The organism is Paramylibacter kogurei (genome assembly GCF_002742285.1).
In the GTDB taxonomy this organism is placed as follows: Bacteria; Pseudomonadota; Alphaproteobacteria; order Rhodobacterales; family Rhodobacteraceae; genus Amylibacter; species Amylibacter kogurei.
The window spans coordinates 37,837-55,675 of record NZ_MDGM01000007.1; the positions used below are offsets into that span (position 1 = coordinate 37,837).

Annotated in this window: 16 protein-coding genes; 5 read left to right on the plus strand and 11 right to left on the minus strand. The window is 48.4% G+C overall.

The annotated features are described in order from the left end of the window. Positions 1-18 precede the first annotated feature (18 nt). Positions 19-1,032, plus strand: coding sequence for a DUF2125 domain-containing protein (locus BFP76_RS02300; protein ID WP_099591570.1), 1,014 nt, complete (start codon positions 19-21; stop codon positions 1,030-1,032). Here the strand turns inward: BFP76_RS02300 and BFP76_RS02305 are convergent. Genes BFP76_RS02305 through BFP76_RS02320 form a run of 4 tightly spaced genes read right to left on the minus strand, consistent with a single transcriptional unit; the run spans position 1,029 to position 5,916 of the window. Beyond that, positions 1,029-1,616: an extensin-like domain-containing protein gene (locus tag BFP76_RS02305; RefSeq protein WP_240513963.1), complete on the minus strand. Its 588-nt coding sequence runs from the start codon at positions 1,614-1,616 to the stop codon at positions 1,029-1,031. The two genes, BFP76_RS02300 and BFP76_RS02305, sit on opposite strands and share 4 nt — an antisense overlap. Further along, complete coding sequence (locus BFP76_RS02310) at positions 1,606-2,529, minus strand: prephenate/arogenate dehydrogenase family protein (protein WP_099591572.1); 924 nt, start codon at positions 2,527-2,529, stop codon at positions 1,606-1,608. The genes BFP76_RS02305 and BFP76_RS02310 overlap by 11 nt, the downstream gene beginning before the upstream one ends. Beyond that, positions 2,526-3,617: a histidinol-phosphate transaminase gene (gene hisC / locus BFP76_RS02315; RefSeq protein WP_099591573.1), complete on the minus strand. Its 1,092-nt coding sequence runs from the start codon at positions 3,615-3,617 to the stop codon at positions 2,526-2,528. Before hisC ends, BFP76_RS02310 begins: the two co-directional genes overlap by 4 nt. A gap of 55 nt (positions 3,618-3,672) precedes the next feature. Further along, on the minus strand, positions 3,673-5,916 hold the full coding sequence (locus BFP76_RS02320) for a primosomal protein N' (RefSeq protein WP_099591574.1): 2,244 nt from the start codon (positions 5,914-5,916) through the stop codon (positions 3,673-3,675). A gap of 44 nt (positions 5,917-5,960) precedes the next feature. On the opposite strand from BFP76_RS02320, the gene fsa reads away from it, so the two are divergent. The 4 genes from fsa to BFP76_RS02340 are packed head-to-tail and all read left to right on the plus strand — an operon-like array spanning position 5,961 to position 8,992. Beyond that, the gene (fsa, locus tag BFP76_RS02325; protein ID WP_099591575.1) at positions 5,961-6,614 is read left to right on the plus strand and encodes a fructose-6-phosphate aldolase; all 654 of its coding nucleotides are present in this window, start codon (positions 5,961-5,963) and stop codon (positions 6,612-6,614) included. An 11-nt stretch (positions 6,615-6,625) separates the two neighbouring features. Beyond that, on the plus strand, positions 6,626-7,345 hold the full coding sequence (locus BFP76_RS02330) for a DUF484 family protein (protein WP_099591576.1): 720 nt from the start codon (positions 6,626-6,628) through the stop codon (positions 7,343-7,345). After that, a complete protein-coding gene (locus tag BFP76_RS02335) occupies positions 7,338-8,258 on the plus strand; it encodes a tyrosine recombinase XerC (RefSeq protein ID WP_099591577.1) in 921 nt (306 codons plus the stop codon). Before BFP76_RS02330 ends, BFP76_RS02335 begins: the two co-directional genes overlap by 8 nt. Before the next feature lie 38 nt (positions 8,259-8,296). Next, positions 8,297-8,992 carry a CDP-alcohol phosphatidyltransferase family protein gene (locus tag BFP76_RS02340; RefSeq protein ID WP_099591578.1) on the plus strand — a complete coding sequence of 232 codons (696 nt, stop codon included), beginning with the start codon at positions 8,297-8,299 and terminating at the stop codon, positions 8,990-8,992. Here the strand turns inward: BFP76_RS02340 and BFP76_RS02345 are convergent. The 7 genes from BFP76_RS02345 to BFP76_RS02375 form a co-directional block, all read right to left on the minus strand. Continuing rightward, positions 8,979-9,815 carry a DMT family transporter gene (locus tag BFP76_RS02345; protein WP_099591579.1) on the minus strand — a complete coding sequence of 279 codons (837 nt, stop codon included), beginning with the start codon at positions 9,813-9,815 and terminating at the stop codon, positions 8,979-8,981. The genes BFP76_RS02340 and BFP76_RS02345 overlap by 14 nt on opposite strands. A 90-nt stretch (positions 9,816-9,905) precedes the next feature. Beyond that, positions 9,906-10,361, minus strand: coding sequence for a methylated-DNA--[protein]-cysteine S-methyltransferase (locus tag BFP76_RS02350; RefSeq protein WP_099591580.1), 456 nt, complete (start codon positions 10,359-10,361; stop codon positions 9,906-9,908). A gap of 100 nt (positions 10,362-10,461) precedes the next feature. After that, positions 10,462-13,365 carry an isoleucine--tRNA ligase gene (gene ileS, locus BFP76_RS02355; protein ID WP_099591581.1) on the minus strand — a complete coding sequence of 968 codons (2,904 nt, stop codon included), beginning with the start codon at positions 13,363-13,365 and terminating at the stop codon, positions 10,462-10,464. Positions 13,366-13,567: 202 nt separating this feature from the next. Beyond that, positions 13,568-14,047, minus strand: coding sequence for a DUF2269 family protein (locus BFP76_RS02360; RefSeq protein ID WP_099591582.1), 480 nt, complete (start codon positions 14,045-14,047; stop codon positions 13,568-13,570). After that, the gene (locus BFP76_RS02365; protein WP_099591583.1) at positions 14,047-15,336 is read right to left on the minus strand and encodes an SDR family oxidoreductase; all 1,290 of its coding nucleotides are present in this window, start codon (positions 15,334-15,336) and stop codon (positions 14,047-14,049) included. Before BFP76_RS02365 ends, BFP76_RS02360 begins: the two co-directional genes overlap by 1 nt. After that, complete coding sequence (locus tag BFP76_RS02370; protein ID WP_099591584.1) at positions 15,333-16,373, minus strand: YcjF family protein; 1,041 nt, start codon at positions 16,371-16,373, stop codon at positions 15,333-15,335. The genes BFP76_RS02365 and BFP76_RS02370 overlap by 4 nt, the downstream gene beginning before the upstream one ends. After that, positions 16,370-17,791, minus strand: coding sequence for a YcjX family GTP-binding protein (locus tag BFP76_RS02375; protein WP_240513965.1), 1,422 nt, complete (start codon positions 17,789-17,791; stop codon positions 16,370-16,372). Before BFP76_RS02375 ends, BFP76_RS02370 begins: the two co-directional genes overlap by 4 nt. Positions 17,792-17,839 lie beyond the last annotated feature (48 nt).

Genomic DNA, 17,839 nt, shown 5'->3' on the forward strand with positions numbered 1-17,839 from the left:
ATTTAGGAAATAACAAATATGCGTATCCTTGTCATTGCTATACTCGTCGCTGCTTTGGGTTGGGCGGCCTATTGGTTTATCGGGTCTAGCGCCCAAGAAAGATCAGTGAAAAATTGGCTAGGACAACAACAAAATGCAGGCTGGGTTGCAGATACCAGCAATGTGAATGTACGTGGTTTTCCAAATCGGTTTGATACAATTATTTCGGATCTAAATATTGCGGACCCCAATTCAGGTTGGGCGTGGTCAGCACCCCAAATGCAATTTTTGATGCTCAGCTATAAGCCAAATCACATCATCGCTCAGTGGCCGCAAACGCAAACCGTTTCAACACCAAACCAAAATATCACAGTGAATAGCGATGAAATCAGCGCAAGCTTGGTATTTCGTGCAAATACTGCATTGGCGTTGGATCGATTCACCGCAAGTTTGGACAATGTAAAACTGAACAGCAATCAGGGCTGGGATAGCCAAATTCAATCGGCGATCTTGGCGACGCGGCGCACAGATGCCTCCGAATTTTCATATGACATCGCATTCGATGCACTTGGTTTTACACCCGCCAGCGAAATCAAAGCACAGTTTGATAAATCGGGCGTGTTACCAGCAACCTTTGAAACCTTCAGCATCAGCACAACAGCGCATTACGATGCGCAATGGGATCGGTTAAGTGTTGAGGGAAACTTACCAGAACTAACCAAGCTGGATATCAATGAAGCCAACGCGATTTGGGGCGGTCTGGAGGTTCAGGCCAAAGGATCAGTTACGCTCGATAATCAGGGCTATCCGACGGGTAAGCTTACAGTACGTGCGAAAAACTGGAAAGATATGATCAAATTGGCCCAAGAAAATGGTGCAATTGATGCTGGTTTGGCGCGTAAATTGGAAACCGGTATGGGGCTTATCGCCATGCTTTCGGGCAATCAAAATACGCTGGATGTTCCGCTGTCATTTGCCAATCGCATCACAAGTATCGGCCCCATCCCCGTTGGGCCTGCGCCACAAATTCGCTCACCTCGGGTGCAAAATTAACGGCAATACGGCCCGCTGCGATAACGTGCAGTATCAAAATGAAAATGATCGCGATGATACACGTCTGAATTGGGGCCAAGTACCGTACCAAAAATTCCACAGGCATTCGCATGAACCCTTTTCAACGGCTTGCGATATTTGCCTTTGCCCCAATCATTCAAAACCGAAACGTGTTCACCGTTTTTTAGGGTGAAACCAGCGATATCGATGGCATGACCCAATGAATGTTCGGACATTTTCGCACCTGGTTTATTGTTGCGAGTTCGACATGAATAGCTGGCAACCACCTGTAATTGGGCCAGTTTACCTTTGCGTTTAAACGCAGGTTTTGCTGATTTTTTAACCCAAGCTTTCAACGCCTTTGCTGTTGTGCAATCAATCAGTGCTGGTGTTGAAAGTGCTACATCATCAACGCTTGTCACACGCACGGGGCTGACGATTCCACAGCCGCTATTTTTTGACATGATGGGGGCCGCAATTTCACCGCGTATTTTGCGATCGCCACAGATTTTTGCATCTTGTGCAATTGTTGGAAATGCAACGAAACTTGCAATTACAGCGATTGTTATTCGATCAATCATCATGGGGCATGTTCCGTCCAAAGTTTGGCACATCCATATCTTGACCCGCATCCAGAATACCGCGACGTATTGCACGTGTTCGGGTAAAATAGTCGTGCAATTGTTCACCATCACCGCGGCGAATGGCGCGTTGTAAATCAAACAGCTCTTCGGTGAAGCGGCCCAAAATTTCTAATGTGGCCTCTTTGTTATTCAAAAATACATCGCGCCACATTGTCGGATCAGATGCCGCGATCCGTGTGAAATCGCGAAACCCAGCAGCGGAATAATTTACAACTTCTTCGTCGGTAACGCGCCCTAAATCATCGGCGACGCCAACCATTGTATATGCAATCAAATGTGGCACATGTGATGTGACAGCAAGTACCAAATCATGATGCGCTGGATCCATCGTTTCCACATTTGCACCAAGCGCGCGCCAAAATGATTTTAAATCTGAAACCTCTTTCACATGCGGCATGCCGTTTGGTGTCAAAATGCACCAACGGTTATCAAATAATTCAGCAAATCCAGATCGCGGCCCCGATTGTTCGGTCCCCGCCAACGGGTGCGCTGGAATAAATGACACATCTTCTGGTAAATTTGGGGCGACAGCGTTGATCACAGATTCTTTAACCGATCCGACATCGGATATTGTTGCACCTGATTTCAGGTTTGGTGCGATTTCGATTGCCACATCCGCCATCGCACCGACAGGTACGCATAATACAACCAAATCAGCGTCAACCACCGCCTTTGCGGCGCTGTCTTCTACACGATCACAAAATCCAATTTCCAATGCGATATCGCGGGTTTCTTTGGAACGGGCGTATCCGATGACTTCGCCCGCAACGCCTGCGCGTTTCATCGCATGCCCCATGGATGACGCTATCAAACCTAAACCGATAAGTGCAACTTTTTCGTAAATCACTGTCATTTTGATCGCCCTTGTTTAAAGGCAATCAAAACGCTTGCCACGCGTTTGCAATCAACGCCTTTGCCGATGGTAATACGCAAACAATCCGGCAGGTTATAACCTTTGACCGCACGCACCAACAAACCGTTTTGTTGTAATGCTTCGTTTGCACTGTCGGCCTCGGCTTCATCAGCAAAACGCACGAGGATAAAGTTTGCAAATGATACATCAGACGACATACCTGCATTTGCAAGTTCATCCGCCAACCAATCACGCCATTTGGCATTTTCTGTGCGACAGTTATTAACATATTCCTGATCGTTCATCGCTGCTAACCCCGCGGTCAGCGCCGCAGAATTCACGTTGAACGGACCACGCAGTCGTCCCAAAATATCAATGATATTTTGTGGGGCATATGCCCAACCCAAACGCAACCCGCCAAGCCCGTAAATTTTGGAAAATGTGCGGGTCATGATGATATTGTCGCGTTGATCAATCAACGATGCACCACCATCAAACCCATCAACAAATTCTGCATATGCGCCATCCAGAACAAGCAAAGTTTGCGATGGCAAACCATCGGCCAGACGTTCAACCTCTGCCGCATCAATCATTGTGCCCGTGGGATTATTCGGATTGGCAATAAACACCAATTTGGTGTTTTCATTGCACGCAGCCAAGATCGCATCAACATCGGTGGTGCGGTTGGTTTCTGACACGACAACAGGTGTGGCCCCCGCCGCCAATGTGCAAACCTTGTACATCAAAAAACCATGTTCGGTGAATACCACCTCGTCGCCCTCCCCCGCAAACGCTTGGGTTAAGAATGTGATGATTTCATCTGAACCATTGCCGCAAATAATACGCTTTGCATCCAGCCCGTGCACATGCGCAATCGCATCACGCAAATTCGAATGATCGGATGAGGGATAGATATTAAGATATTTTGACTCTTCGCGATACGCAGCAATCGCCTTGGGGCTTGGCCCCAATGGGTTTTCGTTTGAGCTAAGCTTAACCACGTTTTCAACGCCATCAAGATGCCCCTTGCCACCGACATACAGTTCAATATCCATGATGCCCGGGCGCGGTATAATTTTCGAAGTCATAGTAATATCCACTTGATTGTCATGCCTTTTAACGCGGTGCTGATGCTTTTGCCAGTTAGTAAAAGCTCTGCGGATCAATATCGATATTCATACGAACATTATTGGGCAGGCGAACGGCATTGCGCCACGCGGCCAATGCGGGTTGCAACATCACGCCCTTTGGTGCCTTGACCAACAAGCGAATACGGTGTTTGCCACGTACCCGTGCAATTGGTGCTGGGGCTGGTCCATAAACCTCTGCCCCGATTTGGCGCAACCCGTTTGATGTGCGCACCAATTGTTGCGCGACGTTTGATACCACGGACAATTCAGGCCCCGTAATCACAATTCCTGCCATGCGCCCATATGGCGGTACGCCTGCCTGTTCGCGTGATAATGCTTCGGCTTGCCAAAACTGATCTTCCTCACCAGCGATAATCGCCTTGATCACAGGGTGTTCTGGTTGATGAGTTTGCAAGTAGGCCACACCTTTTTTCTCGGCACGTCCTGCGCGACCTGCGACTTGCCGGATCAATTGGAATGTACGTTCCGCAGCGCGTAGATCACCACCTTGTAGTCCCAAATCACAATCGATCACGCCAACACAGGTAAGTAGTGGAAAGTTGTGCCCCTTGGCCACCAATTGCGTGCCGATGATGATATCAGCGTCGCCATTGGCAATTTCGGCAATCCGCGATTTTAATGCACGCGCTGATAATGACATATCGGATGACAAAACAGAAATACGCGCATCGGGAAAACGATCGGCGGCCTCTTCTGCTAGGCGTTCTACACCTGGGCCCACGGCGGCCATGCGCCCATCGACACCACAAGATGGGCATTTATCTGGGATTGGTTTTGTTTCCCCACATTGATGGCACATCAGATGGGCGTGAAAACGATGTTCCACCATGCGCGCATCACAATGGTCACACCCCACCTGTTCGCCACATGCACGACACACGGTCAGTGGGGCATATCCACGACGGTTCAAAAACAACAAAGATTGTTCACCAAGTTCAAGTCGCGATTTGACCTGTTCCACAAGCGTTGATGAAATCCAGCGCCCAGTTTCCAATGCATCCTCGCGCAGATCAATCGCGCACATATCGGGCAATTCTGCCGCACCAAAACGTTTTTCCAGATCAATGCGCGTATATTTTCCAGCCTTCGCATTAACCCATGTTTCCAATGATGGTGTTGCAGATGCCAACACCACGGATGCACCACAAATTGATGCGCGCATCACTGCCATGTCACGCGCGGAATAAAACACGCCATCCTCTTGTTTATAGGATGTGTCGTGTTCTTCATCGACAATGATCAGGCCGAGATTTTGAAACGGAAGATACAGCGATGATCGTGCGCCAACGACCACCTGCGCATCGCCCTGCCCAACCATACGCCAACAGCGACGGCGTTCTGTCATGGTCACACCCGAATGCCATTCGGCGGGGCGCCGGCCGAACCGCGTTTCAAATCGATCCAAAAATTCAACGGTCAACGCAATTTCGGGCAGCAATACCAAGGCTTGTCGCCCTTGGCGTAAACATTCTGCAACTGCTTCTAGATAGACTTCGGTTTTGCCTGATCCGGTGACGCCTTTTAACAGTGTGGTTTGGTATTCACTTGTTTGCAAATGTGCTTGTAATTGACTTGCCGCTGTTGCCTGTGATGGCGTCAACGTTTTGCTGGGCAAAGATGGATCAAGCTTTGCATATGGCACATCGCGTGGCGTTTCCAATTCAACGATGACACCTTGTTTCACCAAGCCCTTGATCACCGATGGTGTCACGCCCGCCATTTGTGCCAATTCACCTGGCATGAAATGTTGGCCTTCTTGATCTTCTAGAACGGCCAAAACCTTCTCGCGTGCGGGTGTCAGGCGATCAGGTTCGCCGGAACCGAGTGCAACGACCCGTTGCATGCTGGGTGGATTTGTCAAACCCGGCGCACGCGTGGCAAGACGCAACATCGCCGTCATCGGGGTGAGCGTGTAATCCGCCACCTTTTGCAAGAAAACTTGCATTTCCTCGCGCATAGGTGCCACTTCCAGAACATTTGAAATCTTGCGAATTTTTGCGGGGTCAAATTTGCCCTCGCCCGTGCCCCAAACAACACCCAGCACCTTGCGCGGGCCAAGCGGCACTTCGACGTATGCGCCCTGCATGACGCCACCCTCTGGTGCTTTGTAATCCAAAAACCGATCAAGTGGTTGCGCCGTTAACACCGCGACCAGCTCTCCTTGGGCATAGAAATCACGTGTTTGGCCTGTTTCGTTCAATCTGGTATTTCCTAACGGGGTTTCATCATATAACATTCGCGTCGAGTGGACATCAAACCACATAACCACGAGGAAATACTATGAAATTTTTTGCAGATACAGCAGTTGTTGAAGAGATTGCTGAATTGAACGAACTAGGGATCGTGGATGGTGTCACAACGAACCCATCTTTGATCTTGAAATCTGGTCGCGACATTTTGGAAGTCACCAAAGAAATCTGCGATTTGGTTGATGGCCCAGTAAGCGCCGAGGTTGTTGCAACAACCGCCGATGAAATGATTGCCGAAGGTCGTAAATTGGCCAAAATCGCAGATAATATCGCGGTTAAGGTTCCATTGACATGGGATGGGCTAAAGGCCTGTAAAACGTTGTCTTCAGAGGGCAACATGGTCAACGTGACCTTGTGTTTTTCTGCCAACCAAGCATTGATCGCCGCCAAGGCAGGCGCCACATTTATTTCGCCATTCATTGGTCGTCTTGATGATATCAATCTGGATGGTTTGGATTTGATCGCGGACATTCGCACAATCTACGACAACTACAATTTCAAAACTGAAATTTTGGCCGCATCTATTCGCACCGTGAACCACGTAAGCGAATGTGCACGCATTGGCGCAGATGTCATGACTGCGCCACCATCTGTTATTAAAAAGTTGGCATCACACCCACTGACAGATAACGGTTTGGAAGCGTTCATGAAAGACTGGGCAAAAACTGGTCAAAACATCCTATAAGGGCTTTGCGCATGACTTCTGAGGTATCAATTTCCGATCTTCGCGAAACCATTCTGCGTGATCCCAATGCGATCCTAAATGACCGAGAGGTCATGCGCGCGCTCGTTTCGGCCGATGATGCGGCCAAGGGTGATAATATTGTTGATCTCAAAACCGCTGTTGTTCAACGCTTGGAAGAGCGTCTTGATCAATTGGAAGGGCATCACAAAACCATCCTTTCCGCAGCTTACGATAATATCGCATCCACAAACCATTTGCATCGTGCAGTGCTGGCCGCACTGGAACCAAACAGCTTTGCTGAATTTTTGGATTTTTTGGATGGTGGTCTGGCGGATGTGTTGAATGTGACCATGGCCAAGCTTTGCATGGAAACTGCGCATGTCACCGAACGCGATATTCCAGCGCTTCGCGAAGAATTTGGCAAAGGTGTTGTTTTCCTGCGCGAAGGCGAGGTAGATCATTACATCACGCTGGGGCGCGAGGTTGAACCACGTCTGATCACATTGCGCCAAATCAAACGTGGTATTACCAAAATTCATGATGAACATGCCGATCACATTCGATCCGAAGCATTGTTAAAATTGGATTTGGGCACGGGAAATCGTGTTGGCCTGTTGGCATTATCATCCCGTGATACCGATCAATTTTCACCTGCGATGGGCACTGATTTATTGGTGTTTTTTGGCGGAGTGTTTGAGCGGATCATTCAACGCTGGCTTGCGCATGAATGAACGATCTGGCGCGTATGATTTGATGGAACGCTGGTTAACCAGCATGACCGCATTGCGCGGAACAGCCGAAAAAACCATACACGCCTATCGCAATGACGTTTCTTCCTTTTTGGGATTTCTGACGAATTACAAAGGCGCGCAAACATCACAAGCGATGTTAGCGGATGTGAACACACGCGATATGCGTGCATGGTTATCATTCGAACGCCAGCGTGATTTATCGCCCCGTTCCATGGCGCGTGCCCTGTCCGCGGTTAAAAGTTTTTATGGCTGGTTGAGCGAAACCACTGGTATGAATGTTACCGCCGTACTTGCCACGCGTGCACCAAAATTTAAAAAACCACTCCCCCGCCCTGTGGAACGTACTGCTGCAAAACAACTGATCGACACCGTTGAAATTCAATCGATGGACGGATGGATTGGCGCACGTGATGTGGCCGTTGTTACGTTGTTATACGGCTGTGGCTTGCGCATATCAGAGGCATTGAGTTTACAATTCAAAGATGCGCCATTGCCTGATGTTCTTAAAATCCGCGGTAAGGGTGGCAAGGAACGTGTTGTGCCTGTGTTACCTGTCGCACGTAACGCCGTGCAAACATATGTTAACATGTGCCCTCATGCCCAAAACCCAAACGATGCGCTATTCCTTGGTAAACGCGGTGGGCCATTAAACCCACGCCTGATCCAAAAGGTTGTGGAACAGGCTCGAATGCAGCTTGGATTGCCTGCAAGTGCCACACCACACGCGCTTCGCCATTCATTCGCTACACATCTGTTAGAGGCAGGTGGAGATCTGCGCGCCATTCAGGAATTGCTGGGTCATGCATCGCTTTCAACCACGCAAGCATATACATCCGTTGATCAAGCGCGCCTTATGGAAGTTTATCGCAAGAGCCACCCAAAAGGCGCCTAATTGGTTGTAAATCCAAACCAATCAGATAAGACAGATATATGACATTACGTATCAAAGCGCTCTGCGTACATTATTTAACCGCATCTGGTGCCGTGTTCGCAATGCTTGCGATATTGGCCGCCGTCAATCTAAAATGGGATTTGATGTTCCTTTGGCTCGTGGTGGCATTTATCGTTGACGGTATCGACGGCCCACTTGCGCGTAAATACGATGTGAAAAAGAACGCATCCGAATATGACGGCGTTTTGTTGGATCTGATTATTGATTATCTCACATATGTATTTATCCCAGCATTCGCATTGTTCGAAAAAGGTTTGTTAAACGGCTGGTCAGGTTGGGTTTGCATCATTGTCATTGCCTTTACTTCCGCACTTTATTTTGCCGATACACGCATGAAGACAAAAGACAATAGCTTTGCCGGTTTTCCAGGATGCTGGAACATGTTCGTGTTGGTGATGTTTGCGACAGAACCACCATGGCAAATCATTTTGGTTCTAACGGTCATTTTGGCAGCGAGCCAATTCACACCATTAAAATTTATCCACCCTGTGCGCACCGAACGTTGGCGCAAGCTCAGTTTGCCAATTGCCGGATTGTGGACAGTGATGGCAGGCATCGCCGCATGGGAAAATTTCCATGCCGGCCCGATTGTGACCGGGGTATTGGTTATCACCAGCATATATTTGTTGTTGGTTGGGATTGTTCAACAAATAATCCCTGCTAAATCCGCGTAACGATCACACCCAACATAATGACAAGGGCCGCAATCATCTTGCCCTTGTCGATCTTTTCGCCCATCACCAAGAAACCTATCAGTATTGCAAACATCACGGAAGTTTCGCGCAATCCAGTGACCAATGCGATGGGTGCAACCGTCATCGCCCAAACCGCAATCCAATACGCCCCAACAGACATCGCACCCGCCGCAAGCCCCAAACCCAGCGTTTTTGGATTACTTGGGATCACCCCCAAACCACGCCGCCAAATACCCCAAACCGTGAATATAATCGCATCAAAAAAGAACAGCCAACCAACGTAACCAGACACATCCCCCGACAATCGCGCACCCATTCCATCAGACAACGAATACCCCGCTGTACCAATTGCGGAACCCAGCGCGAACGGTAGCAATGCACGTGATTCACCCATGGTGAACACACCGCGTGCCAACAACAAAATACCGCAGCCCACCAACAATACGCCTACGAACTGAATTGGTTGAATGTCATCTGGTAAAATGAAAAAGCCGATGACCAAAACGATCATTGGTGCAAGCCCACGCGCAATGGGATAAACCCGCGATAGATCCCCGCGCTCATACGCCGCGGTAAGGCAGAATTTGTAAATCAGATGAAACAGCACCGATATTGCCAGCAATCCCCAAGCTGCCTTTGCCGGTGGTGAAAATTGCCAAATCATAGCAAGCCCAATCAGTCCATGCGCAATCGACAGCAACACCATGCCTTGTAATTTATCCGCGCCGAATTTGACGGCACCGTTCCATGCAGCATGCAGGAATGCGGCAAAAATCACGGCCAAAAATACACTAATGCTCACAACATTCCCTTTACAGTTCGTCGCATGACAATAGTTTGGAATTTTAGGAATGAAAGTTGTTTCGCAAGAGTTGGTGAAATCAATTGAAAACTAAATCAATAATCCTGCTGCACCTTCAAAGTGGAGCAATTTCACCTTTGTTTCCACGCCCCCATTTCCCGAATACCCACCCAGGCTATTGGCGCCTAACACACGATGGCACGGGATGATTATTGGGATCGGGTTCGCGCCACATGCCTGTCCGATTGCCTGTGCGGGTGCATCAAGTGCGGTTGCGATATCGCCATATGTCACGGTTCCACCCTTGGGGATCTTTAACATTTGGCGAAAGACCAATTGTTGAAACATGCTTCCTTCTGGGTTTAATGGCAGATCAAAATCATCGCGTTCATTGTTGAAAAACTGTTCCAATTGAAACAATGCGGATTTGATCAATGTGGTGCGAACCCCGCTGTTTTCGCCACCCCAATTCAGTTGGGTAATTGCACCGTCTTGTTCAACGACTGATACAAAACCAACAGGGGTTTTTGTGACACCACAATTCATTCACAGCCTCTTTAAATCACTGAAATGATACTGCGCGAATGCGCCTTATGTTGTCTATGATATTCTTTGGGCGCTGGTGTTGCGCCCAAAGATATTATTATCAGCCTAAAGCATCGTTACAACGTGCACAGGTGCTCGCATGTTTGTGCGTGCCAACATCTGGTAGTGTTTTCCAACACCGCCCACATTTATCACCCGATGCTTTTGCAAAAACAACGGCAACGCCTTCGACTTCGTCCAATGTGAACGCACCATTTGGTGGGGTATCGCCGCTGATCGTGATACCGGATGTAATGCACACATCAGCAAAATCGATGTTTTCCAAATATCCGCGCACTGTGGCATCGGCCACATAAACGGTTGGTGCCGCCTCAAGGCTGGCGCCAATATTTTTGGCTGTGCGCTCAACTTCGATTGCACCGGTGACAACACGGCGCACACGACGAATTGCTGACCATTTTGCATCCAGATCAGGATTCAACCATGACTTTGGCGTATCAACGAAATCTTCTAGATGCACAGATGCGCCATCGCCATCCATACGTTCCAGCCAGACATCTTCCATTGTGAAACACAACATTGGTGCTAACCATTTTGTCAAACGGTGGAACAGGATATCCAGAACCGTACGCGCCGATCGGCGTGCGATACTGTCATCACCATCGCAATACAAAACATCCTTGCGTACATCGAAATATACAGATGACAAATCAACGGTGCAGAACTGAAATAACTGTTGGAACACGCCTTGGAAATCATAGGCGGCATAACCATCGCGCACCACATCATCCAATTCAGCAAGGCGATGCAGAACCCATTGTTCCAGCTCTGGCATATCGGATGGTTCAACCTTTTCCGCATCAGTGAAACCGTTCAGGTTCCCCAAGATAAAGCGCATTGAGTTGCGTAAACGGCGATAGCTGTCTGCAACACCTTTGAGGATTTCTGGCCCGATGCGCAAATCGGCGGTGTAATCGGCCTGTGCCACCCACAGACGCAAAATATCCGCACCATATTGTTTGATTACTTGTTCTGGTGCGATGGTATTGCCAACGGATTTAGACATTTTCATGCCCTTTTCATCCAGCGTGAATCCATGCGTTAACACGGCCTTATAAGGTGCACGACCATTGGTACCACATGATTGCAACATGGACGAATGGAACCAACCGCGGTGTTGATCTGTACCTTCAAGATAGAGATCCGCAATGCCATCCTCTGGCCCATCATCGCGATCACGCATAACGAACGCATGGGTCGAGCCACTGTCAAACCATACATCCAAAACATCGAATACCTGATCCCAATCATCTGGATTGTAATCATTGCCAAGGAAACGTTCCTTTGCACCATCCGCAAACCAGCAATCCGCACTTTCATCCTCAAACGCAGCAACGATACGTGCGTTCACCGCATCATCGCGCAAAACGAAATCAGGATCAGTTGGCAATGCGTCTTTCTTGGTGAAACAGGTCAGCGGAACACCCCATGCGCGTTGGCGCGACATCACCCAATCGGGGCGTGCCTCGATCATGGAATACAAACGGTTGCGCCCCGTTTGTGGTGTCCATTTCACGTTGTCAATTTCGGTCAATGCGCGTTCGCGGATCGTTTTTCCAAACGTGTCATTGCCACCAATTTCTTTGTCGATTGCAGTGAACCATTGGGGCGTGTTTCGAAAAATGATCGGCGCTTTGGAACGCCACGAATGGGGGTAGCTGTGTGTGACACGCCCACGTGCGATGATGCCGCCAACCTCGACCAGCTTTGCGATTACGGCGTTATTGGCCTTACCCTCTTTGCCCTTGCGATCAAACACTTCGAGTCCAGCAAAGAATGGCACATGTGGCAAGAATTCGGATGCTTCGCCAACATTGTGGGTCATGCGATCCAACCAGTTGCGTTTCATGAATACTTCGTAATCGTCTGCACCGTGGCTGGGCGCGGTGTGTACGAAACCTGTACCCGCCTCGTTGGTGACGTGATCACCGTGCAACATTGGCACCTCGTAATCCCAATACCCGTCACCCCCATCAGCACCCGCCAACGGATGCGCACAGGTCATTGATGCCAGTTCATCCGAACTCACATCGCGGATATATTTAAACCCGCTTTCTTCGACATTGGCCGCACCAAACGCTGCAAGCGCAAGCGTGTGTTCCATGATGTAACGCTCGCCGATTGCGGCCCAATTACCGTCATGAGCTTCGCTCACTTCATAAAGCGCATATTTCAAACCTTCATTGAAACAGATCGCTTTGTTTGACGGGATCGTCCACGGTGTGGTTGTCCAGATCACCACACGCGCCGCTGACAAATCATCGGCAACGGGCGATGTGATTTTAAACGGCACCCAGATCGTGTGCGATTTGTGATCGTGATATTCAATCTCGGCCTCGGCCAGTGCGGTTTTTTCCACAGGCGACCACATCACAGGTTTTGAACCTTGATACAATGCACCGTTCATCACAAATTTCATGAATTCATCCGCGATCACGGCCTCTGCATGATAATTCATTGTCAGGTATGGGTTGTCCCATTTGCCCGTGATGCCCAAGCGTTTGAATTCATCACGTTGAATATCGATCCAACCTTCGGCAAATTTGCGGCATTCTTGGCGCAATTCCACAACGGGCACGTCATCTTTGTTTTTGCCTTTTTTGCGGTATTGTTCCTCGATTTTCCATTCAATCGGCAAACCATGACAATCCCAACCTGGGACATAACGGCTATCTTTGCCCAGCATTTGCTGGCTGCGCACGATAAAGTCTTTGAGGATTTTATTCAGCGCGTGACCGATATGCAGATGCCCGTTCGCGTAAGGCGGACCATCGTGCAAAACAAAACTTTCGCGACCCGTTTTTTCACGCAAGCGATCATAGATTCCGATATCTTCCCAACGTTGCAACCATTCTGGTTCGCGTTTTGGCAACCCCGCACGCATCGGAAAATCGGTTACCGGCAGGTTTAATGTATCTTTGTATTCAGGTGTGTCAGCGCACATATCATTTCCAGTCTTGGAGAATTCTGTAAGGGAAAGTGCGGCGCGGTATTCCATACGCCTTATCCCGGCGGTTCTGAGTTCAGAGCGCCGGGCAAATAATTCGTATAATAATCGCGAATAATCGTTCCATGCCTTGGCTTATAGAATGCAACCAACCAGAGGTAAAGCCGTCACATCATCGAATTGAGATGACTGTTATTCATCAAAAAAGCTGTAGGTCCGGGCGTACAAGCATCAACCAAATGATAACCAACATCGCACCAAATGCAGGGAATCCAGCAATAAACCACAACCGAAACAGCCGATAATATTCATGCGTTAATCCAATATTTTTATAAACAGATTCTCTTGCGAAATTTCGCAATTGAATTTGAATCCAAACCACCGGAAGCCAAAAAATCCCCACGAATATATATAAAAAAATCGACAACAACAGCCAACCTTCGTTGAGAAACCATCCGGTTTCTTTGGCAAGTAAGTAACCGCTTATGGGTTGTACAATTGCAGCCGTTGCTGTGAAAATTGTATCTGCAATCACAACGATTGCCGCTGTATGTGCTATAAGTTTTGCATCATGCGTGCGGTGTGCCATCAACATGAAGAAGGCAATTCCTGCACCAGTTCCCATCAAAGTTATCGCACCCAATACATGGATGAAGCGCAGGATCATCGCATAGTCCATTAGCGTTCCTCCAACATAACGCGAACAATCATCGCCAAAACAATACTTGGGAGAACTTTGATCATTGGGCCAAGGGGATCTAACCACAAATGAGGTACGAAAATCGTTGTTGCCACGAGGTAAAACAAAGACAAGCAAACCATTCCAACACATGCTAATTTTGCAAACCGTCGAATCAATATTCCCGCCCCAAGCGCAATATCAAATATCGCCCAAAAGATAACGCTCGCACGCGCGAACCAACCTGTCCAACCAATATCCGTTAAAACGATCGCTGCTTGCTCTAAGCGCAGCATTCCTATGACACCAGAAATAAGCCAAAAAATGCTCAAGATCGCAACTGCGACTGGCATTAATATTGCCATTCGTGCAGCAAGCCTATCTTCGCTATATGCAGGGATTTCACCCAAAGTTTCGCGAAGTGATCTTGATTGAACCCCTTGAATATTGTGCGGCGTTGCAATGATCCCTTGTGATAAAACTTGAATTGCAGTGCTACGCAGCGGTGATCGCCACCCCAATCGGCTTAATGTATCTGCACCTTTCGCAACCCAAGATATGGCGCGGCTAGGAAGGTTCATCGTTAAAATTGCTGGCTTCAATCCAAGCCAAGCACGATGTTGCACTACAATATCTGCCAAAGTAAGCTTTTCATGCGCTACCAGATCGACTACCTGATTGGCTTGAACTTTTTCTTCCAACACGTGAATAACAAATTGCGATATATCGCGTACATTTGTTATTTGAATTCGGCTATCAGCCAATGCCATTGGCTGAACCCAAGGAACGCTCGCTAACATACGGATCAGTTGCGTGCCACCAAAAGCCGACTTAGCGATTACCAACCCAGGGCGTATAATCCAGTATCGTGTCGCTGATTGTTGAATAGCTATGTCGCCGCGCGCCTTGCTACGCATAAATTCCGTTGTTGCATCCAAATTTGCTCCAACAGCTGAAATTTGTATTAATCCAATGTCCATTTTTGCACAGACATCGGCCAAAGCCGTGATTGATTTCGCATGAATTAAATCTAAATCGGTGCTCGCTCCGTCCTGCAATGCACCCGCGCAATTCACTACATGCGTTATATCTTGGAGATATGTTTGCCAATCATCCGCTGTCAACAATTCTTGCAAATCACCAAAACGCCATTGAGCATATGGCAAAACACGATTTGCACTGAATTCATTCCTTCCAAAACCGATAGCCTGATACCCTGCACTAACAATCGCACGAAACACTTCTGCACCAATCAATCCATACGCTCCAAGAACCAGTACCTTTGTCATCGTGTGGCACCAAAAAACCCTGTCAGCGCATTTTTCATCAATGCCGTAACAGTTGGACGTTTGAGCGCAACAAATGGCATTGGGCGGCAAACTTCCATCGCGGCGATGCCAACGCGGGCGGTCAGCGCACCATTCACAACACCCTCGCCAAATCGGCGTGACAGCTTGGACAAAACACCACCACCTGCGATAGAGCCTATCATATCATCCCCAATCGCAACAGCACCTGTTGCAACCAAATGTGTGGCAACCGCCTTCATCAAACGCCATGCGCCAAATGTACCGGTTCGGCCCCCATAAACTTGCGCGATACGTCGGATCATACGCACATTTGCAGTGAGCGCGATAACAACATCCGCCAGTGCAAGAGGTATCATTGCGGTTGCTGTTGCCACTTGACGAGCGGCGGATTCGATTTCTTTTTGTGCAAGTTGATCCAACGGAAGCAACAATGTATTTTCAGCAAAATGCATTTGTGATGCGGTGTCGAATTGATCATCTGAATGTTCGCGATATTCCACCAGCGCCCAGCGAATTTCATCGCGCCCTTTCAAAAGCGTCACGATTTTTTCACTGTGTTTTTTCGCGGCCGCAAGATCGCCTTGTGCATATATTTGTTCGCTTTTCTCCCGCAAATCATCGATTTTACGTAAACGTGCCATTGCGCCTAATTCACGCAAAACAACCAAAACACAGGCCAAAATCATGGCCGCGATCAACCCTAACGCAATACGTCCAAGCCAAATATTGCGCGCCATTAAATTGGATGTGAAATCCCAAAATGCAATCGATATAACCAAACCAAGCAAAGTAAACGCCGCCCAGCCGAAAAAACGCAACAATCGTGATGGTCGACTTGTCGCGATTTGCGTAACTGCTTGCATCGCATCCCCGCTTATCGGTGCATCAATGATGGCGGGGGCGTCGGCGGGGGACATTGGGGCATCGCGTGTCACCGCTTTTGTTTTAGGCGTGGCACGCTTTGATTTCTTAGGGGCATCATCCAATTCGATGACAATCGGTTGTTTCTTACTCATATCAAACGATCCCCGACTAAAAATTCCGCTGCCTTATCCAGACGAATATGGGGTGGTCCATCGCCCGCTTTTAACGTTATATCCGCAGGTGCAAATCGCATAATTGCATAGTCATTATCCAGCCAATCGGTGGCACCTTGTTTTGCAATAGAAACAATGTCCATTGGATCTTCGGGCAATTCACCGGGATACATCACCGCTTGTTTTCCGGTGTCTAATAATGTGCCACGCACACAATCCAGTGTTTCGCCATCATGTTGAATGGTTTCTTCAACCGTTGTGCGCAAACTGGCAATTGCCATTGCAGCGGTGTTCACCGATTTAATCTCTGCGCGATCTTTGGCATCGCGCAACAATGCCTGCATGATATTGCTCAGCGCGTTATGTTGTTTGTGATGCAAGTGATCGGCCTTGGTCGCGGCAAACAGAATTTTCTCGACCTTTTTGCCAAACAATGGCGCAAACAATCCATTTTGCCCTAGACGATAACATGACAGGATATCCACCATTGCATTGCGCAAATCATTCACCGCCTGCGGCCCTGAATGGATTGCGCCCAATGCATCCACCAACACAACTTGGCGATCGATGCGGGCAAAGTGATCTTTGAAAAAGGGGCGTATGATTTTGGTTTTATATGCCTCAAAACGACGCGCAAATTCGCGATAAAGTGACCCGCGTTTTCCCGTTCCAATTGGCAATGGAGCGAATGTTAAAACCGGTGATCCCTGCAAATCACCTGGCATCAAAAAACGTCCTGGTGCACATGCTGAAAATCCTGCTTCGCGACTTGTTATCAAATAGCTTGTAAAACTCTTGGCCAGTTTTTGCGCCACGGTTTCGTCAAGCCGCGCATCCACATCAACATCTTTCATTTGCGCAAACCAATTCGCGGCAAGTTCAGCGCGTTTTCCCATGTTGGCCAGTGCGATGGCCTGTGCCGACCATTGCGCAAAATCTTGATCAAGAAGCGGCAAATCAAGCAGCCATTCACCGGGGTAATCAACAATATCGATATGCACTGTGCGTGGGCTGCGAAGACCTGAAATTATTCCCGATGGTTGCACGCGCAAAGACAGACGCAATTGACTAATCGAACGTGTGGATTTGGGCCAGTGTGGGTTTTTACCCGTCATCGCCGCCAAATGCGTTTCATAATCAAAACGTGGGATCGTATCATCAGGTTGAGGTTGCAAAAATGCGGCGATAATTTTTCCCTGCGCAGCGGCACCAAATTGTGGCATCCGCCCGCGATCCAACAAATTGGCAACCAGTGATGTGATAAACACTGTTTTCCCTGATCGCGACAAACCGGTTACGCCAAGACGAATAACCGGTTCGAAAAGCGTTTCATTCACCCCATCCGCCGCCGTTTCCGCCATGCGCGTAATATTATCAACGATATTTCCAATGACCAAAATTCAGGTTCCTTTGTATCTTGATTTATATCTAGTGTTCATGATCGC